At 69.0% G+C, this 19,279-nt stretch carries 20 protein-coding genes; 14 read left to right on the top strand and 6 right to left on the bottom strand.

Annotated elements, in window-relative coordinates; all coding sequences use genetic code 11:
• The first annotated feature begins 66 nt into the window (after positions 1–66).
• The 5 genes from ACZYYX_RS28735 to ACZYYX_RS28715 all read left to right on the top strand — a co-directional run bounded on the left by ACZYYX_RS28735 (position 67) and on the right by ACZYYX_RS28715 (position 3,988).
• Positions 67–504 (top strand): SRPBCC family protein, encoded by a 438-nt coding sequence (locus tag ACZYYX_RS28735; protein WP_463818226.1) that lies wholly within the window; start codon positions 67–69, stop codon positions 502–504.
• Positions 497–1,774 (top strand): ArsA family ATPase, encoded by a 1,278-nt coding sequence (locus ACZYYX_RS28730; RefSeq protein WP_463818288.1) that lies wholly within the window; start codon positions 497–499, stop codon positions 1,772–1,774. The genes ACZYYX_RS28735 and ACZYYX_RS28730 overlap by 8 nt, the downstream gene beginning before the upstream one ends.
• Positions 1,771–2,151, top strand: a complete 381-nt coding sequence (locus tag ACZYYX_RS28725) for a hypothetical protein (RefSeq protein WP_463818225.1) — start codon at positions 1,771–1,773, stop codon at positions 2,149–2,151. Before ACZYYX_RS28730 ends, ACZYYX_RS28725 begins: the two co-directional genes overlap by 4 nt.
• Positions 2,152–2,228: 77 nt before the next feature.
• Entirely contained in the window at positions 2,229–2,954 is a 726-nt protein-coding gene (locus ACZYYX_RS28720; protein WP_463818224.1) for a lysophospholipid acyltransferase family protein, read from the top strand.
• A gap of 122 nt (positions 2,955–3,076) precedes the next feature.
• Positions 3,077–3,988, top strand: a complete 912-nt coding sequence (locus ACZYYX_RS28715) for a hypothetical protein (protein ID WP_463818223.1) — start codon at positions 3,077–3,079, stop codon at positions 3,986–3,988.
• Here the strand turns inward: ACZYYX_RS28715 and ACZYYX_RS28710 are convergent.
• Positions 3,985–5,250, bottom strand: coding sequence for a glycosyltransferase 87 family protein (locus ACZYYX_RS28710; RefSeq protein WP_463818222.1), 1,266 nt, complete (start codon positions 5,248–5,250; stop codon positions 3,985–3,987). The genes ACZYYX_RS28715 and ACZYYX_RS28710 overlap by 4 nt on opposite strands.
• A gap of 96 nt (positions 5,251–5,346) precedes the next feature.
• Between ACZYYX_RS28710 and ACZYYX_RS28705 the strand changes: the two genes are divergently transcribed.
• Genes ACZYYX_RS28705 through ACZYYX_RS28695 form a run of 3 tightly spaced genes read left to right on the top strand, consistent with a single transcriptional unit; the run spans position 5,347 to position 8,116 of the window.
• Positions 5,347–6,219, top strand: a complete 873-nt coding sequence (locus tag ACZYYX_RS28705; RefSeq protein ID WP_463818221.1) for a hypothetical protein — start codon at positions 5,347–5,349, stop codon at positions 6,217–6,219.
• A complete protein-coding gene (locus ACZYYX_RS28700) occupies positions 6,219–6,707 on the top strand; it encodes a polyadenylate-specific 3'-exoribonuclease AS (RefSeq protein WP_335330574.1) in 489 nt (162 codons plus the stop codon). The genes ACZYYX_RS28705 and ACZYYX_RS28700 overlap by 1 nt, the downstream gene beginning before the upstream one ends.
• Positions 6,708–6,727: 20 nt before the next feature.
• Positions 6,728–8,116 (top strand): class II 3-deoxy-7-phosphoheptulonate synthase, encoded by a 1,389-nt coding sequence (locus ACZYYX_RS28695; protein ID WP_463818220.1) that lies wholly within the window; start codon positions 6,728–6,730, stop codon positions 8,114–8,116.
• A gap of 36 nt (positions 8,117–8,152) precedes the next feature.
• Here the strand turns inward: ACZYYX_RS28695 and ACZYYX_RS28690 are convergent, their stop codons facing one another.
• Positions 8,153–9,379 (bottom strand): protein kinase domain-containing protein, encoded by a 1,227-nt coding sequence (locus ACZYYX_RS28690; protein WP_463818219.1) that lies wholly within the window; start codon positions 9,377–9,379, stop codon positions 8,153–8,155.
• A gap of 72 nt (positions 9,380–9,451) precedes the next feature.
• Here ACZYYX_RS28690 and ACZYYX_RS28685 point away from each other — a divergent pair, with 72 nt between their 5' ends.
• Complete coding sequence (locus ACZYYX_RS28685) at positions 9,452–9,856, top strand: Rv2175c family DNA-binding protein (protein ID WP_463818218.1); 405 nt, start codon at positions 9,452–9,454, stop codon at positions 9,854–9,856.
• Here the strand turns inward: ACZYYX_RS28685 and ACZYYX_RS28680 are convergent.
• The 4 genes from ACZYYX_RS28680 to ACZYYX_RS28665 all read right to left on the bottom strand — a co-directional run bounded on the left by ACZYYX_RS28680 (position 9,777) and on the right by ACZYYX_RS28665 (position 13,817).
• A complete protein-coding gene (locus tag ACZYYX_RS28680) occupies positions 9,777–11,333 on the bottom strand; it encodes an alpha-(1->6)-mannopyranosyltransferase A (protein ID WP_463818217.1) in 1,557 nt (518 codons plus the stop codon). The two genes, ACZYYX_RS28685 and ACZYYX_RS28680, sit on opposite strands and share 80 nt — an antisense overlap.
• Before the next feature lie 2 nt (positions 11,334–11,335).
• On the bottom strand, positions 11,336–12,424 hold the full coding sequence (gene idsA2 / locus ACZYYX_RS28675; protein WP_463818216.1) for a bifunctional (2E,6E)-farnesyl/geranyl diphosphate synthase: 1,089 nt from the start codon (positions 12,422–12,424) through the stop codon (positions 11,336–11,338).
• A gap of 80 nt (positions 12,425–12,504) precedes the next feature.
• On the bottom strand, positions 12,505–13,155 hold the full coding sequence (locus ACZYYX_RS28670) for an LppM family (lipo)protein (RefSeq protein WP_463818215.1): 651 nt from the start codon (positions 13,153–13,155) through the stop codon (positions 12,505–12,507).
• 74 nt (positions 13,156–13,229) lie between these two features.
• Positions 13,230–13,817, bottom strand: coding sequence for a GNAT family N-acetyltransferase (locus ACZYYX_RS28665; RefSeq protein ID WP_463818214.1), 588 nt, complete (start codon positions 13,815–13,817; stop codon positions 13,230–13,232).
• Between the two features lie 229 nt (positions 13,818–14,046).
• Between ACZYYX_RS28665 and ACZYYX_RS28660 the strand changes: the two genes are divergently transcribed.
• The 5 genes from ACZYYX_RS28660 (at position 14,047) to ACZYYX_RS28640 (ending at position 19,233) form a co-directional block, all read left to right on the top strand.
• A complete protein-coding gene (locus ACZYYX_RS28660; protein ID WP_463818213.1) occupies positions 14,047–14,454 on the top strand; it encodes a DUF3040 domain-containing protein in 408 nt (135 codons plus the stop codon).
• Positions 14,455–14,749: 295 nt separating this feature from the next.
• On the top strand, positions 14,750–15,184 hold the full coding sequence (locus ACZYYX_RS28655) for a division/cell wall cluster transcriptional repressor MraZ (protein ID WP_463818212.1): 435 nt from the start codon (positions 14,750–14,752) through the stop codon (positions 15,182–15,184).
• A complete protein-coding gene (rsmH, locus tag ACZYYX_RS28650) occupies positions 15,159–16,259 on the top strand; it encodes a 16S rRNA (cytosine(1402)-N(4))-methyltransferase RsmH (RefSeq protein WP_463818211.1) in 1,101 nt (366 codons plus the stop codon). Before ACZYYX_RS28655 ends, rsmH begins: the two co-directional genes overlap by 26 nt.
• A gap of 5 nt (positions 16,260–16,264) precedes the next feature.
• A complete protein-coding gene (ftsL, locus tag ACZYYX_RS28645; RefSeq protein ID WP_463818210.1) occupies positions 16,265–17,272 on the top strand; it encodes a cell division protein FtsL in 1,008 nt (335 codons plus the stop codon).
• The gene (locus ACZYYX_RS28640) at positions 17,269–19,233 is read left to right on the top strand and encodes a peptidoglycan D,D-transpeptidase FtsI family protein (RefSeq protein WP_463818209.1); all 1,965 of its coding nucleotides are present in this window, start codon (positions 17,269–17,271) and stop codon (positions 19,231–19,233) included. Before ftsL ends, ACZYYX_RS28640 begins: the two co-directional genes overlap by 4 nt.
• The last annotated feature ends 46 nt before the right edge of the window (positions 19,234–19,279 follow it).

Raw genomic sequence — 19,279 nt, 5'->3', positions numbered from 1 at the left:
GATTCGCCGCCAACGGCGGGGGATGTGCGGCTCGGCTCAGCACCGGAAGGACTGGAGAAGACTTCAGTGGCGGACAAGACGGCACAGACGATATACATCGACGCCGACCCCTCGACGGTGATGGACGTCATCGCCGACATCGGTTCCTATCCCGATTGGGTGGCCGAGTACAAAGAGGCCGAGATCCTCGAGGCCGACGACGAGGGTTATCCGCTGGTGGCCCGGTTGGTGCTCGACGCCGCGGTGCTCAAGGACGCCATGGTGCTGGCCTACACGTGGCCGGCCGATCATGGGTCGGTGACGTGGTCGCTGGTGTCGAGCACGTTGCTCAAATCGCTCGAAGGGGCATACCGGTTGGCGCCGAAGGGATCCGGGACCGACGTCACCTATGAGCTGTCCGTCGATCTGATGATCCCGATGATCGGTCTGCTCAAGCGCAAGGCCGAACGCAGGCTGACGGACACCGCGTTGAAAGATCTGAAGAAACGAGTCGAGGCTGACTGAGGGCACGGACGCCACCCGGTCGTCCGGGACGACGAAGATCAGCCTGTTCGTCGGCAAGGGTGGCGTGGGGAAGTCGACGCTGGCGACTGCGACAGCTGTGCGCGCGGCGCGCTCCGGGCTGCGCGTGCTGATCGTGTCGACAGACCAGGCGCACTCCACCGGTGACGTGCTCGGGGTGACGATCACGCCGACGGGCGAGCGGACTCCGACCCGCGTGCTGGCCGAGCTCGACACTGCCGACGGCGGCGGAGGGTCGCTGGACGCGCTGGCGCTGGACACGTTGGCCCTGCTGGCGGCGCATTGGCGCGATACGTCGGTGCTGCTCGCCGGGCGTTTCCCGGAATCAGACATCAGTGACCTTGCGCCAGAAGAACTTTCGGCTCTACCCGGGGTGCAGGAGGTGCTCGGCCTGCACGAAGTGGCGGAGCTGGCCGACTCGGGCAGCTGGGATCTGGTCGTCGTCGACTGCGCCTCGACCGCCGATGCGATGCGCATGCTCACCCTGCCCGCCACGTTCGGGCTGTACCTGGAGCGGGCGTGGCCCCGGCATCGCCGGCTGTCTACCTTCGACGATCCGCGGTCGGTGGCGGTGGTGCAGCTGCTGGAGCGCATCGGGGGCGGCACCGACCGGCTCGCCACGATGCTGACCGATTCGGCGCGTGTCAGTGCCCATCTCGTGATGACGCCGGAACGGGTGGTGGCCGCCGAGGCGGCCCGCACGCTGGGTTCGCTGGCGCTGATGGGAGTGCAGGTCGCCGAGCTGATCGTCAATCAGGTTCTGGTGCAAGACGATTCGTTCGAATACCGCAACCTGCCCGAGCATCCCGCGTTCGACTGGTATTCCGAACGCATCGGGGAGCAGCGGGCGGTGCTCGACGACTTGGATCGGGTGATCGGGGACGTCGCGCTGGTTCTGGTGCCGCATCTTGCCGGTGAACCGATCGGACCCAAGGCGCTCGGCGAGTTGCTCGACAACGCCCGCCGGCGCGACGGCTCGCCGCCGCCGGGCCCGTTGCGCCCGATCGTCGACCGCGAGTCGGGAAGCGGTGTGGAGGCGGTGTACCGACTGCGGGTGGATCTGCCTCAGGTCGACTCGTCGTCGCTGTCGTTGGGTAGGGTCGACGAAGACCTGATCATCGGCGTCGGCGGGATGCGCCGCCGCGTGCGACTGGCCTCTGTGCTGCGACGATGCATCGTCGTCGACGCCCAGCTCCGCGGCACCGAGCTGACAGTCCGTTTTCGACCCAATCCGGAGGTGTGGCCAGCATGAGCGGCGCTCACCCTGATCCGGGCCCGGAATTGCGGGCGCTGGCCCAGTCGATCCTCGATCGCGTAGAGCCGGCGATTCGGCTGGCCGCGGCGCGTGCGGCCAGCGCGCCGGACAGCCCCGGCCGCTGCCAGCAGGTGTGGTGCCCGGTCTGCGCGCTCGCGGCGCTGGTCTCCGGGGAGCAGCATCCGCTGCTCTCGGTGGTCGCCGAGCACAGCGTCTCGCTGCTGACGGTGGTCCGTGCGATCGTCAACGATCAGGCCGCGGGGGCAGCTGCGCCTGCCGCGCCACCCGAGTCGACGCTGCCACCGGACGGTGCTCCGGAGGGGCCACCACCGCCCGGCCGGTACCAGCACATCCCGGTCACGGTCGAGGAGTAGGCCTCAGCTGTGGTCGCCGGCACACGGCGTGGGTAAAGTTGGCACAGAGCGTCGCGGTCGGGTGAACTGGAGGGTCCATGTGGTACTGGCTGTTCAAGTTCGTCTTCATGGGACCGCTGCTGACCATGCTCGGCCGACCCAAAGTCGAAGGCTTGGAGCATGTTCCGGCCAACGGCGCGGTGATCCTCGCCAGTAACCATCTGGCAGTGGCGGACAGTTTCTATCTCCCGCTGGTGGTGAGCAGGCGTATCACGTTCCTGGCCAAGGCCGAGTACTTCACCGGAACCGGGCTCAAAGGGTGGTTAACCCGCTGGTTTTACACCGCGGCCGGGCAGGTGCCGATCGATCGCACCGACGCCGACAGTGCGCAGAGCGCGCTCACGACCGCACAGCGGATCCTCGGGGAGGGCAAACTGCTGGGCATGTACCCGGAGGGCACGCGCTCGCCGGACGGCCGTCTCTACAAGGGCAAGACGGGTCTGGCCCGGCTCGCGCTCGAGACACAGGTGCCCGTGATCCCGGTCGCGATGATCGGCACCGACGTCGTCAATCCGCCGGGCAGCAAGATGTGGCGCTTCGGTCGGGTCACGGTGCGGTTCGGCGCCCCGATGGACTTCTCCCGCTTCGAGGGCCTTGCTGGAAACCGCTTCATCGAGCGTGCGGTCATCGACGAGGTCATGTACGAACTGATGCAGTTGTCCGGCCAGGAGTACGTCGACCTCTACGCGGCCGACATCAAAGAGGGAAAAGGTGAGGCGGCCACCAAGCCGCCGACCCGCTTCCCGGAAGCCGCCGCGGGCTGACCGTCAGCGCCCCCTCCGCCCAAACCGACGTTTGGGCGGGAAAGTGCGAGTGATTCCCGCCATTTCGTCGATCTCGACGCCGGCGGGCGCGCCGTGTCGGACCTCGCGGCCACGATGCCGTCATGACAGAGGTCTTTCTCGGCCGCGACGCACTGGGTGACGGCGTTCCCCGCCACGATCTGCGTCGCTGGTACACGCAGATGTTCCGCGGGGTCTACATGCCCAAGAATGCCGTGCCCACGCTGGACGACCGGATTCTCGGTGCCTGGTTGACGTCCGACCGGCGCGGCGTCATCGCCGGCGTCGCCGCCTCAGCGCTGCACGGGGCCCAGTGGATCGACGCGCGCGAGCCGATCGAGCTGCTGGTGTCCGAACGCCGTCGACAACCCGGCCTGGTGATCCGGATGGACCGATACCGTCCCGACGAGATCACGGCGGTGGCGGGTCTGCCCGTCACCACCGCGGCGCGGACGGCGTTCGACCTCGGCCGTCACCAGCCCCGCGCACTTGCTCTGGGCAGGCTCGACGCGTTGATGCGCGCGGCCCCCTTCACCCACGCTGACGTGCAGCGCCTCATCGCCCGTTACGGTCCGGTGCGAGGAGTTCGCCAGCTGCGGGAGCTGTTGCCACTGGTCGACGCGGGTGCGGAGTCGCTTCGGGAGAGCAGATTGCGTCTCCTGCTCATCGACAACGGTTTTCGCATGCCCGAGACGCAGATCGCCGTCTCAACCGACGGCTTCGCGGCGGTGCTGGACATGGGGTGGCGTGACCTGCGACTGGCTGTCGAGTACGACGGTGCCCAGCACCAGACCGAACGCGCCCAGTACCTGAAGGACAGGCGGCGGCTGCCGACGCTCACGGAGCTCGAGTGGGAGGTGGTCACCGTCGTCAACGAGGACCCGCCCCGCGAGGTGATCGCGCGCGTGTACGAGGCCTACCTGCGCCGCGGTGGCGCCGAGATCGACGCAATGGCGTGCGCTTCTCGTACTCACCCGCTCAATCGTCGGTTTGGGCGGTTGGGGGACGCGGCCTAGGCCTGCACCGCGTCGACGGCAGGCACCGAGGTCGCCGCCCGGCCGCGGGCCGCCCCGGCCGTGACGGTCCCGGTGACGGCGATCGCCGCCAGCGCCCACCACAGGTAGGACGAACCGGCGAGCTGCCGCCACAGCGACGCGGTGGTCTCGCGGTGCTCGGGCAGCAGCGTGATCGGCGTCCACACCATCAACGCCAACCCCACCACGAACACCGCCGCCAGGCCGGCATGCCGCAACCGGACCGCGAGCACGGCCGTCGTCACCATCGCCGGCAACGTCCACACCCAGTGGTGCGACCAGGACACCGGTGACACCACCAGGCCGAACATCGCCACGCACATCAGCGCGAGCACCGGCTGCTCGGCGCGCAAGGCCCGTCGCACCGCCCACACCGTCAGCGCCAGCACCGCGAAGCACAGCACTGTCCACAGCACGAAGCGGACGTCCTCACCGAGACCCAGCCGGGCCAGCGCGCCCGCGATGTTCTGGTTGGTGTTCAGCGTCGCGGTGCCGATCCGGTCGGTGTTGCGCACGGTCTCTGTCCAGTACTCCCACGAGTCGCGCCACGCGAACGCGAAACCCAGCAGTGTCGCGCCGACTGCCGAGGCCACGGTCACGAGCAGCGCGCGGGTGTCGCGGCGCAGCAGGAAGTACAGCAGGAACACCGCGGGGGTGAGCTTCAGCGCGATCGCCAGGCCCAGCAGCATCCCGCGGGGCCACGGTGTGCGCCGCGGCACGCAATCGGCGATCACCAGCGTCATCAACACGACGTTGATCTGCCCGAAGTCGAAGTTCGCACGGATCGGCTCCAGGTAGACCACGGCGGGCGCGACGATCGCCGCGGCGAGAAAGCACCGGCGCAGCCAGGCCGGCTGAGCGGTGATCTGCGTCGTCGGCCACACGTCCAGGCGGGTCAGCAGGATCACCGCCGACACCAGCAGCAGGATCAGCGTCGTCACGGTGATCGCGACGCTTGCCGCCTCCAGACTCAGCATCGCGAACGGCGAAAACACGACCGCGGCCAGCGGCGGATAAGTGAAGGGCAGGTCGATGCCGCCGCGGGTGTGGAACATCGCGCCGTCGGCGTAGAGGGGCTGACCGTCCAGCCAGGCCCGCCCCCCCATGCGGTAGACGTCGATGTCGATCCGGTAGGGGACATGGCCCAGCAGCCGCCAGCCCACTCCGACCAGCGCGATCGCCGCCAGCAGGCAGAACAGCCGCCAGGCCAGCGCCGGCACCCAACCCCCCCGCAACGTCCTCATATCGCCGACCAGACTATCGGTGCGCACCGCGGCACCGGCGCGACCCCGGGCCGCGACACGCGCAGGTCGACGGGACTTTTGGCGTACGTTCTCCACGTGCACCCGACGCTGGACTTCGACTTCGGGCTCCCCGACGGCATTCCGTACTCCCGGTTGCCGCTGGTGTGCTGCCTGGTCGCGTTCATCCTGACGTTCTTCGTGACCCGCACGATCGTGCGGTACATCCGTAGCCACGCCGACAGCGATGCGCCCCGCAAGTGGTGGCAGCCGCGCAACATCTCCGGTGGCAGCGGGCTGCACATCCACCACGTGGTGATCGGTGTGATCCTGGTCATGGTCTCCGGGGTCGCGATGGTCACGCTGGCTGTCGACGGGGGAGTACCCGAGTTCACGGCCGCGTCGATCGTCTTCGGGATCGGCTCCGCGCTGGTGCTCGACGAGTTCGCGCTGATCCTGCACCTGTCCGACGTGTACTGGTCCGAAGACGGCCGGGCGTCGGTGGATGCGGTGTTCGTCGCCGTCGCGGTGGCGGGTCTGCTGATCCTCGGCTTCAATCCGCTGTCGTTCTTCGACGTCACGATCTGGCGTGACGACCAGTCCGTCGCCGCCCGTGCGATCGTGATCGGCACGGCGGTGCTCACGCTGCTGCTCGCGGTGATCGTGTTGCTCAAGGGAAAGGTGTGGACGGGGTTGGTCGGCATGTTCATCACCCCGCTGCTGATCGTCGGGGCCATCCGGCTCTCGCGTCCGCACGCGCCGTGGGCGCGGTGGCGGTACACCAAAAGGCCGCGCAAGATGCACCGCGCGCTGGAGCGGGAGCGCTGGCTGCGCCGGCCGGTCATCCAGGCCAAACTGTGGCTGCAGGACGCGATCTCAGGCATGCCGAAGTTCCCCGACGACGCCAAGGTCGACCAGGAGCTCGATCGCGAGATCCACGCCGCGCCGGCGCCCAGCAGGGACGTCGCGTAGTGCGGTACTTCTACGACACGGAGTTCATCGACAACGGGCGCACGATCGAGCTGATCTCGATCGGCGTCGCCGCCGAGGACGGCCGCGAGTACTACGCGATTTCCACCGAGTTCGACCCGGAGCGCGCCGGCCGGTGGGTACGCAAGAACGTGCTGCCCAAGCTCCCGTCCCCGGCGTCGAAGCTGTGGCGGTCCCGGCGCCAGATCCGTTCGGAGCTGGAGGACTTCTTCGGCGTCGACGGCGACGAGCCGATCGAGCTGTGGGCCTGGGTGGGCGCCTACGACCATGTGGTGCTGTGCCAGCTCTGGGGTCCGATGACGGATCTGCCGCCGGCGATGCCGCGGTTCACCCGCGAGTTGCGTCAGTACTGGGAGGACGCCGGCAGCCCGCGGATGCCGCCCCGGCCGCGTGACGCTCATGACGCGCTGGTCGACGCGAAGCACAACCTGGTCCGCTACCGGCTGATCACCGACGAAAAGCGGTTTTGACCCGTCGTTACGATGGACGGGTGAACTGGACCGTCGACGTACCCATCGACCAGCTGCCTGCGCTGCCGCCGCTGCCCGAGGATCTCCGCGCGCGCCTGGACGCGGCGCTGGCCCGCGAAGCACTGCAGCAGCCGAGCTGGGACGCCGGGCAGGCCGCCGCGATGCGCACCGTGCTCGAGAGCGTGCCGCCGGTCACCGTGCCGTCGGAGGTCGAGAAGCTCAAGGCGCAGCTGGCCGACGTGGCGCGGGGCAAGGCGTTCCTGCTGCAGGGCGGTGACTGCGCGGAGACGTTCGTCGACAACACCGAACCGCACATCCGGGCCAACATCCGCACGCTGCTGCAGATGGCGGTGGTGCTGACCTACGGCGCGAGCATGCCGGTGGTCAAGGTGGCCCGCATCGCCGGGCAGTACGCCAAACCGCGCTCGTCGGACACTGACGCGTTGGGTCTGAAGTCCTACCGCGGCGACATGGTCAACGGGTTCGCCCCCGATGCCGCGGTCCGCCAACACGATCCGTCGCGGCTGGTGCGGGCTTACGCCAATGCCAGCGCCGCGATGAATCTGGTCCGCGCGCTGACGTCGTCGGGGATGGCCTCGCTGCATCACGTGCACGAGTGGAACCGCGAGTTCGTGCGGACCTCGCCCGCCGGCGCGCGCTACGAGGCGTTGGCCGGGGAGATCGATCGCGGTCTGCGGTTCATGAGCGCCTGCCGCGTCGACGACCGCAACCTCGACACGGCCGAGATCTTCGCCAGCCACGAGGCGCTGGTGCTCGACTACGAGCGCGCGATGCTGCGGATGGACACCGAGTCACCGACCGGGCCCAAGCTGTACGACCTGTCCGCGCACTACCTGTGGATCGGGGAGCGCACGCGCCAGCTCGACGGTGCCCATGTCGCGCTCGCCGAGGTGATCGCCAACCCGATCGGCATCAAGATCGGGCCGTCGACGTCACCCGAGCTCGCCGTCGAGTACGTCGAGCGGCTGGACCCCAACAACGAGCCGGGCCGGTTGACGCTGGTCAGCCGCATGGGCAATCACAAGGTCCGCGATGTGCTGCCGGCGATCATCGAGAAGGTGCAGGCGTCGGGGCACCAGGTGATCTGGCAGTGCGACCCGATGCACGGCAACACCCACGAGTCCTCGACGGGCTACAAGACGCGTCACTTCGACCGCATCGTCGACGAGGTGCAGGGCTTTTTCGAGGTGCACCACGCGCTGGGCACCCACCCGGGCGGCATCCACGTCGAGATCACGGGCGAGAACGTCACCGAGTGTCTCGGTGGCGCGCAGGACATCTCGGATACGGACCTCGCGGGCCGGTACGAGACGGCGTGCGATCCGCGACTGAACACGCAGCAGTCGCTGGAGCTCGCGTTCTTGGTGGCGGAGATGCTCCGCGATTAGGCAGGGGCGGAGATGCTCCGGGATTAGCGCAGGGGATTAGAGCAGGTTGGGCAGGTTGGTGCCGAGCGTCCACGCGCCGGCGCCGGCCAGCCCCGCCAGTGTCACCACCGCGATGACCCAGAACAGCAGCGTCCGCCTCGCGCGCTGGCGGGCCCAGTAGAACTCCTCGAGGTCGATCCCGGCGAATCGCCCTGTCAGGGGCCGGTATTCGTCACCGAAATCCGAGTCGAGCTCTGATTCGTAGTCCGCAGATTCGTCGTCGGGTTCGATCGAATCGTCGCGTTCCATCACCCGGGTGTGCCGCGGGCCTGCGAGGTTCGTCGTCGGTGCGTCGACGACGGACGCCGACTGGTGCATCGCGGAGTTGCGCGGGGCGGGCACCGTGAATCGGGGTAGTCCCAGTTCGGTCGCGATGACGTCGAGTTCCTCGGCCATCTCGGCAGCGTCGGCGAAGCGGCCCGCCGGGTCCCGAGACGTCGCGCACGTGACGAGCTCATCGAATTGCCGTGGCACACCGGCGATTCGGCTGCTCGGCGGGGGTACGTCGTGGTCCAGCCGCTGGTAGGCCACCGCGAGCGGATTGTCGCCGGTGAACGGTGTACTGCCGGTGAGCAATTCGTAGACGAGCACGCCGGCGGCGTACACGTCGCCGCGGGCGTCGGTGTCGCCGGCGGACACCTGTTCGGGCGCGAGATACGCGGCGGTGCCCAGGATCACGCTGGTCGCGGTGATCTTCGCCTCGGCCAGTGCCCGCACCAGGCCGAAGTCGGCGATCTTGACCTCGCCGTCGTCGCTGATGAGCACGTTCTCGGGTTTGACGTCGCGATGCACGAGTCCGGCGCGGTGGGCCGCGGCCAGGCCGGACAGCACCGGCCGCAGCACCGCCGCGACGGCATGCGGCGGCATCGGGCCGCGCTCTCGCAGCAGTTCGCGCAGCGTGCCGCCTTCGACGAGTTCCATCGCCAGGTAGGGGGGTTCACCACCCGGGGTGCCGCCACCCTGGTCGTACACCGCGACCAGGCCGGGGTCCTTCAGCCGTGCCACCGCACGGGCCTCGCGCTGGAACCGGGTGAGGAAGTGCTCGTCGCCGGCGTAGCGGCTGTCCATGACCTTCAACGCGACCGGGCGGTCCAGCCGCAGATCGACCCCGCGGTACACCGCGGACATGCCGCCGGTGGCGATCAGTGCGCCGACCCGGTAGCGGCCGTCCAGCACTGCCCCGGTCAGCCCGCCGGTCGGCTGGAAGGTTTCCATCGGACTCATGGTACGAGCCGCGTCGCCGCCGACCCGCCAAGCGGCATCATCAGGTGCCGTCGTGGGCCTAGACTCTGTGCGATGAGCAGCATTCCGACTGCCGAGGATGTGTTGTCACCCGACGAGGACGTCTACGACGTGCCCACTGTCGCGCGGCTGTTGAAGGTTCCGGTGAGCAAGGTGCACCAGCACCTGCGGGAGCGTCACCTGGTCGCCGTGCGCCGCGGGCGTGAGGTGGTGATCCCGACGGCGTTCTTCGACGACAAGGGCAATGTGGTCAAGCTGCTGCCGGGGTTGCTCTCCGTGCTGCACGACGGCGGGTATCACGCGACCGAGATCGTGCGGTGGCTGTTCACCCCGGATCCGTCACTGACGATCCGGCGTGACGGGGCGTCCGAGGGGCTGCCTAATGCGCGCCCGGTGGACGCGCTGCATTCGCATCAGGCTCGAGAGGTGGTTCGCCGGGCGCAGGCGATGGCGTACTGAGCCCTGCGGCCGCTCGGTGCAGCCAGTACCACGCGCCCACCGCACACGCGGTCGAGAGCGCGACGTGGAACCACGAGTACATGCCGTGGGCCCCGTCGGGCCGCCAGATCACCGTGATCCACGTCGAGAAGCCGGCGATCAGGGCGATCGCCCGCGGCGACTGGGCCAGGGCGGCCATCACCGCGAGCGGCCAGGTGTAGTACCAGGGCAGCGCCGCCGGGACGAACAGCACCACGATCACCATCAGCGTGGCGATGCCCATCAGGTTGTCGCGGTCGGTGCGCCGGTAGCGCCACCACAGCAGGGGCGCCGAGACGGCGATGATCCCGATGCCGATGATGCGCAGGATGTCCAGCACCGCATAGAAGTTGACGGGGATCACAAGGCCGATCACGGCGTTGGCGAAGTTCGCGATGGCCGTGGGGACGGTCAGCCAGTTGATGATCTTCACCGAGCCTGCCAGCGCGGTCAGCCAGCCCAGACCCACGCCGGCGGCCAGGGAGAGCACGGCGAACACGGCCGCGAACACCACGACACAGGAGGCGGTGGCGACCAGGAACGCCTTGACGGCCGAGAATCCGCGCCGCTGCTGCAGGGCGCGCGCCCACACCCACACCATGAACGGAAGGGCCAGGCCCGCGGTGGCTTTCACTGCGACGGCCACCCCGATGAGCGTCACGCCTGCCACGCACCGTCCGCCGAAGCACAGCGCGATCCCGGCCATCATCAGGCCGACCATGAGCATCTCGTTGTGCACGCCGCCCATCAACTGGATGATCACCAGCGGGTTGAGCACGCAGATCCACAGCGCCGCTGCCGTGTTCGCGCCGACGTGGCGGGCCACCCGCGGGACCGCCCAGATCAGCAGGGCCAGACCGGGCAGCATGCACAGCCGCAGCAGCATGGTGCCGGCGACGACGTCGTTGCCGACCAGCAGGGTCACGAACTTGGCGATCAGGATGAAGGCGGGCCCGTACGGCGCCGTCGTCGTCGTCCAGATCGGACTGACGTTGTCCAGCAACGAGTTCGCGTTTGCGATCGGGCCGACGAGGTAGGGGTCGAACCCGTCGCGCAGCAGCGCGCCCTGGGCGAGGTAGGAGTAGGTGTCGCGGCTGAACAGCGGCACGCTCAGCAGCAGAGGGGCCAGCCAAAAGCCGGTGGTGACCACCATCGTGTAGTGCGTTGCGGTACGGGCGATCACGTCGCGGCCCAGCCACAGCCAGGCCAGGAGCATCAGCACCACGCCGCTCCACAGCAGCAGCGACGAGAGCACCAGGCCGTGCCCGAATCTGAGCCAGGACAGGTGCATCGACTCGAGCACCGGATCGTGCAGCCGGGTGCTGCCGGCGCCGAGCCCACCGGCGGTGACCAACAGTGCCCCGAGTGCTCCGATCCAGGCGGGCTTGGCCTGTTGCGACGCCGCGAAGGCGCGGAACCGCGGTAGCGGCGGTGCGGGGGAGAGCGCGGGTGTCGTCATGCCTACGCGGTGCGGTTCGCGGCCAATCTGGCGAGCTCGGTCAGCCCCGCTCGGGCCTGCGCGTCGATGGGCGCGGAGTCGAGGATGCCGATCGCCGTCGCGGTCATGGTCTCGATGCGGTTCTCGACGGCGGCCAGCGCCCCGACGGATTCGATCAGCGCGCGCAGCTCGGTGACCGCGTCGTCGGACAGATCGGTGCCGATGGAGGTGCGTAACAGTTTGGCCGCGACCGGGTCCCGCTCCTCGGCCAGCGCGATGGCCTCGGCCAACAGGACGGTGCGCTTGCCGGAGCGCAGGTCGTCCCCGGACGGTTTCCCGGTGATCGCCGGATCGCCGAACACGCCGAGCACGTCGTCGCGCAGCTGGAACGCGATGCCGAGACCGGTGCCCACCTCGTGGAAGGCGTCCTGGATCTCGGGGCGGTCCGCGGCCGCTGCGGCGCCGAGCTGCAGCGGACGGGAGATGGTGTAGGAGGCCGTCTTGTAGGTGTTGACGGTCAGGGCCGCGGCCACCGTGTCGGCGCCGCTGGCCTCGTTGACGATGTCGAGGTACTGCCCGCCGAGCACCTCGGTCCTGATCGCCGCCCACACCCGATGGACTCGCCGCTGCGCGTCGGCTCCGATGGGCGCGGTGGCGACGATGTCGTCAGCCCACACCAGAGACAGGTCGCCGAGCAGGATGGCTGCCGACAGCCCGAACTGCTCGGGGGAGCCGTGCCAGCGCTGGTCGCGGTGCCGGTCGGTGAAGATGCGGTGCACGGTCGGCAGGCCACGCCGGGTCGCCGACGCATCGATCACGTCGTCGTGCACCAGGGCGCACGCGTGGAGCAGTTCCAGCGCCGAGAAGAGGCGCAGAACCGCGGCATCGGGCTCGGTGCCTGCAACGGCGCGCCACCCCCAGTAGGCGAACGCGGGGCGCAGCCGCTTGCCGCCGCGCAACACAAATTCTTCGAGGGCTTCGGTCAGTACTGCGTAGTCGGCACCGATGTAGGCCGCATCGCGGCGCCGTTCCTGCAGGTAGCCGCGAAGCTGTTCGGTGACGGCCGCGGCCAGCTCGACGGCCGACGGTGCCGTAGTGGCATTAGCATCCACGCTCAGCGGGCGCCCCTTTCTTGCGATCGTCTGCAGTGCTCAGCGTAGAGCCTGCGACCGGTCGGTGGTCGCCGCAGCGTCTAGCGGGGCTGTTCTTCGGGTTGCCCGGGCTTCGGCGAGCGGTCCCGGCTGTTGTAGGCGAGTGCGCCGATGATGCCGGCGACGATCACCGAGGCGACGCCGAGCCAGATGGCGGCACCGGTGAACGAGCGCGCACTGGGATCGGTGTAGCGGGCCTGGGCGTTCATGGTGCTGACGACGCCGGGCCGCAGTTTCCACTCGACCACCTCCGACGACACCTGGTCGCCGTTGGTGGAGGTGACCTCGCCGGGGAACGACACGGACAGCGACACGTCGGCCTCGGGGTCACTGAGCGAGGTCAGGTCCGCTCGGCCCTCGAGGATGACGAGGTCTCCGGCCCGACGCAGCGAGATGTCGACGCCGGCGGCGTCGCGGTTCATCCCGGCCAGCTGCGGGAGCTCGGCGAAGGTCAGGTCGGAGAAGACGGCCTCGGAGCCCACGTAGTCGTCGCGGTCGTAGTCCGACACCGCGACTTTCTGCGCGAACGGCAGGTTGTTGAGCAGTTGCGGACCTCTGTCGCTGTCGTCGCGCGGTTTTGCGGCGGCGACGATCTGACCGGACACCCGGTCGTCGGGGGAGACGGTCAGCGACGTGCGTACCCGGACGCACCCGATCAGCGAGGGGGCCAGCACCAGTAGCACGAGCACCATGGAAAGGACACGCCTGGAGGTCCGGCGGCGGTTGCGCACCCGGTCATCGTGCCAGACGACCACGGGGAGGTGCCCTACAGCGGCAGAGCGCGGCCGAGGATCGCGAACGCCCGCGGATCTCCGGAGAAGTGGTAGCCACGGATGACGTCGCCGAAGCCCAACCGGCGGTAGAGCCGCCAGGCCCGGTTCGCCTCGCCATTGATCTCGGGGGTGGATAGCAAGACGTGGTCCTCGTCGCGGTCGTCGAGCAGCCGCCGGATCAGCGCCTCACCCAACCCACGGCCCTGGGCCATCGGCAGGATGTGCAGCTCGGTCAACTCGAAATAGCTGGTCATCAGCGTCGCGATGTGCGCGGCGCTGGCTCCGCTGCGGCGCAGCCCCGCGACCACCTGCTGCTGCCACCACTGGTCTGGTGCGCCGCAGTAGCCGTAGGCGACGCCGACCATGGGGGCGTCGGCCAGGTCCGTTTCGCCGGGATCATCGCTCGTCTGGACTGCGGCGACCGCCTTCCAGCCGTGCCTGCGGGTGTGCTCTACCCACATCGAGGCGCGCTGTTCCTCGGTGCCGCGGGGGTAGTGCATGGCGTCGACGTAGATGGACAGGGCGTCGCGCAGACGGCGCTGCATATCGACGGGCGACAGCTCGATCAGATGCGTCGCCAAGTATCTGCCTTTCCCTGCGAGGACCCGGTGGCCGTCACCATTATCGGATGGATCGCAGCGAACCATGACGCGCGTCGTACGTCGACAGTCCCTCGTCATAGAATCAGGGACCGAACTAGGTGGTACGGCTCAGATTCTGCTCGTATCATTGACGTTGAGTGCCCGTCCATGCGGGCACACCCTGATGTTTGAACGACTGAGACGCCCCCACGGCAAGAGGGAGGGACGAATGCCACTCTCCGATCATGAGCAGCGCATGCTCGATCAGATCGAGAGCGCGCTCTATGCCGAGGACCCCAAGTTCGCGTCGAGCGTTCGTGGCGGGACCTTGCGGGCGCCGTCGACGCGACGCCGCCTGCAGGGCGCGGCTCTGTTCGTGGTCGGTCTCGCGATGCTGGTGTCGGGTGTGGCGTTCAAGGCGACGATGATCGGCAGCTTCCCGATCCTGTCGGTGATCGGGTTCATCGTGATGTTCGGTGGTGTCGTGTTCGCCATCACCGGCCCGCGGGTCGGCGTCGCCGGTGAACGTCCGGCGGCCGACGCAGGCCCGGTGAATCGGCAGAAGCGGGCCAAGGGTGGTGGCGGTTCGTTCACCAGTCGGATGGAAGACCGCTTCCGCCGTCGTTTCGACGAATAGCGTTCCGCGCTTACAAGGGGCAGCCCATCAGGGCTGCCCCTCTTTTTTGCCCCACGACCCCCCACCGCGCCCCTTCGGCTTGGGTTTCGAGTGCGCTGAGCTGCGCTTTCATGCACAGACGAGCTGCCCGTCGTATCGCTTGAGGCTCTCGTCCATCCATGCTGACCTGGCACGAGTGGGGATGCGCGCGACATGTCGTCCGCGGTTCGGCGCAAAGTGGGGGAATGTGGGGTAAAGTGGCGGACAACGGAGCGACCGGGGTTCCGCCAGGGCGAGATCTGAGCGAGGTGGCGAGATGTTCTTCGGCACCTACACGCCCAAGCTCGACGACAAGGGGCGACTGACGTTGCCCGCCAAGTTCCGCGACGCACTGGCAGGAGGGTTGATGGTCACCAAGAGCCAAGATCACAGCCTGGCTGTCTATCCGCGGGCGGAGTTCGAGGAGATGGTCACCGAGATCTCCGGCCGGGCCAAGCGGGGCAATCCGCAGGCACGCGCGTACTTGCGCAACCTGGCCGCCAGCACCGACGAGCAGTATCCGGACGCCCAGGGCCGTATCACGCTGTCCGCCGATCATCGCCGCTACGCGAACCTCAGCAAGGAGTGCGTGGTCATCGGCTCGATCGACTTCCTCGAGATCTGGGACGCCCAGGCATGGCAGGACTACCAGGAGCTCCACGAAGAGAACTTCTCCGCGGCCAGCGATGAAGCACTCGGCGACATTATTTGACCTGGCCCCGCAGGCCCGTGCGGCGCGGCCTCTGCCCGAACCGGCCCTGACGTACTTCCCCGACGTCAGGTCCGTGCTCTCGGACAGGGACCTCGCCGCAGGGGCCGCCCCGATCGCTGAGGGTGCCGCGATGACCGACGAGCCGCACGTTCCGGTTCTGCTCGACCGCTGCGTCGAGCTGCTCGCGCCGGCGTTGACCCGGCTCAGCGCCGACGGCGCCGGTGCGACGCTCGTCGACGCCACCCTGGGTGCCGGAGGGCACACCGAACGATTCCTGACCGACTTCCCCGCGTTGCATGTCGTCGGACTGGACCGCGACCCCGAGGCGCTCCGGATCGCCGGCGAGCGGCTCGCCCCGTTCGGGGATCGGTTCACCGCGGTGCGCACCCGCTACGACGGGTTCGCGCTGACCGAGGTCGACGCGTTCCTGTTCGACCTGGGGGTGTCCTCGATGCAGCTCGACCAGCGCGAGCGCGGATTCTCCTATTCGACCGACGCGCCGCTGGACATGCGGATGGACTCCGATGCGTCGCTGACAGCCGCCGACATCCTCAACACCTACGAGGAGAAGCAGATCGCGCGGATTCTCCGCGAGTACGGCGAGGAGCGCTTCGCCGGGCGCATCGCCGCGCACGTCGTGCGTCGCCGCGCCGTCACCCCGTTCACGACGACCGGCGAATTGGTCGAGTTGCTCTACCAGGCGATCCCGGCACCTGCTCGCCGCACCGGCGGGCACCCCGGTAAGCGGACCTTCCAGGCGCTGCGCATCGCGGTCAACGCCGAGCTCGACGCGCTGCGGTTGGCCATCCCGAAAGCGTTGCGCGCATTACGGTCCGGCGGACGCATCGCCGTGATGGCCTACCAGTCCCTGGAGGACCGCATCGTCAAGGGCGAGTTCGCCGCGGCGACGGCGTCACGGACACCTCCCGGTCTGCCGATCGAATTACCCGGCCACGGACCGGAATTCGTCGCGCTGACCCGGGGCGCCGAACGCGCGAGTGAGCAGGAGATCGACCGCAATCCCAGAAGCGCTCCGGTTCGGCTGCGCGCGTTGGAGAAAGTTGGGGGGCAGTAACACTCATGAAGACCCAGAGAACAGCCAAGGCGGGCCCGAAGCCCAGCCAATCCGACAAGGCCCGTACGTCCTCCCGCGGCGCGGGCAAGGCATCGGGAACGGCCAAGAAGGCCGGACGCCGCCCGGTCCGCGATGCCGGGCGTGCGCCCGTCGACGCGTCACCGCGCGCACGTGCCGCGGAGCGCGAGTCGCGTCGGCAGCGGCCGGCGCCGCGCACGACGCCGATCACACGGCTCACCGACACACCGGCCCGGCCCAAGACCGCGAGCCAGGCCAAGGCCCGTGCGAAAGCGCGGAAGGCCAAGGCTCCCAAGATCGTCCGGCCGCCACTGCGGCAACGCATCCTCGTTCGTCTCGCCTCGATCGATCTCAACCCGCGCCGCCTCGTCGCCCGGGTTCCGTTCGTCGTCCTCGTCATCGGCTGCCTTGGCCTGGGTCTGGGCGTCACGCTGTGGCTGTCCACCGACGCCGCCGAGCGGTCGTACCAGCTGGGCCATGCGCGCCAGGTCAATCAGGCTCTGCTGCAGCAGAAAGAGGCGCTGGAACGCGATGTGCTGCAGGCGCAGGCGGCGCCCGCGCTGGCCGAGGCGGCCCGCAATCTGGGGATGATCCCGTCGCGCGACACCGCCCATCTGGTGCAGGACGCGTCGGGCAACTGGGTCGTCGTCGGCACTCCCAAGCCTGCCGAGGGTGTGCCGCCACCGCCGCTCAACGCCCCGCTGCCCGAGCCGGCTCCGCCCGCGCCGCCTGCCCCGCGCGTCGTAACGCCATCTGAGGTCCCGGTCCGGCTACCGTCGCAAATCATGCCCCTCACTGCGCCGCTGCCCGGCCAGGCGCCGTTGCTTCCGGGCCAGGTGCCGCCGCTTCCCGTTGCCGCTCCCGGCGCCGAGGTGCCGCACGCGGTCGCCGGTGCGCTGCCGGGCCCGATCCCGGCACCCGTCGATTTGGCCGTCCCCGCACAGCCCGCCCCGCCCGTCGACCCCGCCGCACCGGTGCCGGGCCCGCCGGCATGAGTCGCAAGGCGCAGCCCGCGCGCCGAACGACGCGCGCGGCCGGTGCCGAACGCTCGGCGCGGTCGCGCCGGGTGCGTCAGCCCAGCCACACCGCCGCGAGCGGGCTGCGCAGCGCGTCCTTCGTCTTCCGGCACCGCACCGGCAACGCGGTGATCTTTCTGCTCCTCGTGCTCGCCGCGGCCCAGCTGTTCACCCTTCAGGTGCCGCGAGCCGACGGGTTGCGCGCCGAGGCCGCCAGCCAGCTCAAGGTCACCGACATCGACGCCGCGCTGCGCGGCTCGATCGTGGACCGCAACAGCGACAAGCTGGCCTTCACCACGGAGGCCCGCGCGCTGACGTTCCAGCCGCAGCGGGTGCGCAAGCAACTGCAGGAGGCCTACGAAAACGCCACAGCCAAGGCGAAGGCCGCCGAGAGCGAGGACGGCGGCAGCGACGGTGGACCAGCGGTGCCGAAACCCGACGCCCGCTTGCGGGAGATCGCCGATGGCGTGGCGAAGCGGCTGGGCAACAGCCCCGACAGCGCCACGGTGCTCAAGAAGCTGCGCAGCAACGAGACGTTCGTCTACCTGGCCCGTGCCGTCGACCCCGCGATCGCCGACGCGATCACCACCGACTTCCCGGAGGTCGGCGCCGAACGGCAGGATCTGCGGCAGTATCCGGGCGGATCGCTGGCGGCCAACATCGTCGGCGGCATCGACTGGGACGGTCACGGCCTTCTCGGCCTCGAGGACTCGATGGACTCCGTCCTCGCGGGTACCGACGGCTCGGTCACCTACGACCGCGGCTCCGACGGCGTGATGATCCCGGGCAGCCTGCGCAACCGCCACGATGCGGTGAACGGGTCGACGGTGATGCTGACGCTGGACGACGACATCCAGTTCTACGTCCAGCAGCAGGTCCAGATGGCCAAGGAGGCCTCCGGGGCCAAGAACGTCTCCGCCGTCGTGCTCGATGCCAAAACCGGTGAGGTGCTGGCGATGTCGAACGACAATACGTTCAACCCCTCCCAGGACATCAGCAAGCAGTCCACCCGGGAACTGGGCAACCTGTCGGTCTCCTCGCCGTTCGAGCCGGGCTCGGTCAACAAGATCATCACCGCGGCGTCGGTCATCGAGAACCACCTGTCCACGCCGGACGAGGTGCTGCAGGTGCCCGGTTCGATCGACATGGGCGGCGTCACGGTCCGCGACGCGTGGAACCACGGAGTGATGCCGTACACCACCACCGGCGTGTTCGGGAAGTCGTCGAACGTCGGCACGTTGATGCTGGCCCAGCGCGTGGGGCCGCAGAAGTATGCCGAGATGCTGCGCAAGTTCGGGCTCGGTCAGCGCACCGGCGTCGGCTTGCCGGGCGAGAGCGCGGGTCTGGTTCCGCCCATCGACCAGTGGTCAGGCAGCACGTTCTCCAATCTGCCGATCGGACAGGGTCTCTCGATGACCCTGTTGCAGATGTCGGGCATCTACCAGGCCATCGCCAACGACGGTGTGCGCATCCCGCCCCGGATCCTCAAGGCGACGATCGCCGCCGACGGCACCCGCACCGACGAACCCCGACCGGAAGGTATCCGGGTGGTGTCGCCGGAGACCGCGCGCACAGTGCGCGACATGTTCCGGGCGGTGGTGCAGCGCGACCCGATGGGCATCCAGCAGGGCACCGGCCCCGCGGCGGCCGTCGAGGGCTACCAGATCGCCGGCAAGACGGGTACCGCGCAGCAGATCAACCCCGCCTGCGGCTGCTACTACGACGACGTCTACTGGATCACGTTCGCGGGCATGGCGCCTGCTGATGACCCCCGCTACGTGGTGGGCGTGATGATGGACGCGCCGCACCGGGCGGCCGACGGTTCACCCGGTTCCTCGGCCGCGCCGCTGTTCCACAACATCGCGTCGTGGCTGCTGCAGCGGGAGAACGTGCCGCTGTCCAAGGATCCCGGTGCGCCGCTGACCCTTCAGGCGGGGTGACGCTCGCGGGCGGGCACGGGCCGGGTGCGGGGCTGGGTACTGTGGC

Source organism: Mycobacterium sp. IDUB_1 (assembly GCF_055419625.1).
This window is presented reverse-complemented; position numbering and strand designations above follow the sequence as displayed.

Bases quoted from the DNA above. Each gene is read 5' to 3' on its own strand.
- ACZYYX_RS28725 (WP_463818225.1), top strand. From the start codon at position 1,771: ATGAGCGGCGCTCACCCTGATCCGGGCCCGGAATTGCGGGCGCTGGCC.
- ACZYYX_RS28720 (WP_463818224.1), top strand. From the start codon at position 2,229: ATGTGGTACTGGCTGTTCAAGTTCGTCTTCATGGGACCGCTGCTGACC.
- ACZYYX_RS28715 (WP_463818223.1), top strand. From the start codon at position 3,077: ATGACAGAGGTCTTTCTCGGCCGCGACGCACTGGGTGACGGCGTTCCC.
- ACZYYX_RS28710 (WP_463818222.1), bottom strand. From the start codon at position 5,250: ATGAGGACGTTGCGGGGGGGTTGGGTGCCGGCGCTGGCCTGGCGGCTG.
- ACZYYX_RS28690 (WP_463818219.1), bottom strand. From the start codon at position 9,379: ATGAGTCCGATGGAAACCTTCCAGCCGACCGGCGGGCTGACCGGGGCA.
- ACZYYX_RS28685 (WP_463818218.1), top strand. From the start codon at position 9,452: ATGAGCAGCATTCCGACTGCCGAGGATGTGTTGTCACCCGACGAGGAC.
- ACZYYX_RS28680 (WP_463818217.1), bottom strand. From the start codon at position 11,333: ATGACGACACCCGCGCTCTCCCCCGCACCGCCGCTACCGCGGTTCCGC.
- ACZYYX_RS28670 (WP_463818215.1), bottom strand. From the start codon at position 13,155: ATGGTGCTCGTGCTACTGGTGCTGGCCCCCTCGCTGATCGGGTGCGTC.
- ACZYYX_RS28660 (WP_463818213.1), top strand. From the start codon at position 14,047: ATGCCACTCTCCGATCATGAGCAGCGCATGCTCGATCAGATCGAGAGC.
- ACZYYX_RS28655 (WP_463818212.1), top strand. From the start codon at position 14,750: ATGTTCTTCGGCACCTACACGCCCAAGCTCGACGACAAGGGGCGACTG.
- rsmH (WP_463818211.1), top strand. From the start codon at position 15,159: ATGAAGCACTCGGCGACATTATTTGACCTGGCCCCGCAGGCCCGTGCG.
- ftsL (WP_463818210.1), top strand. From the start codon at position 16,265: ATGAAGACCCAGAGAACAGCCAAGGCGGGCCCGAAGCCCAGCCAATCC.
- ACZYYX_RS28640 (WP_463818209.1), top strand. From the start codon at position 17,269: ATGAGTCGCAAGGCGCAGCCCGCGCGCCGAACGACGCGCGCGGCCGGT.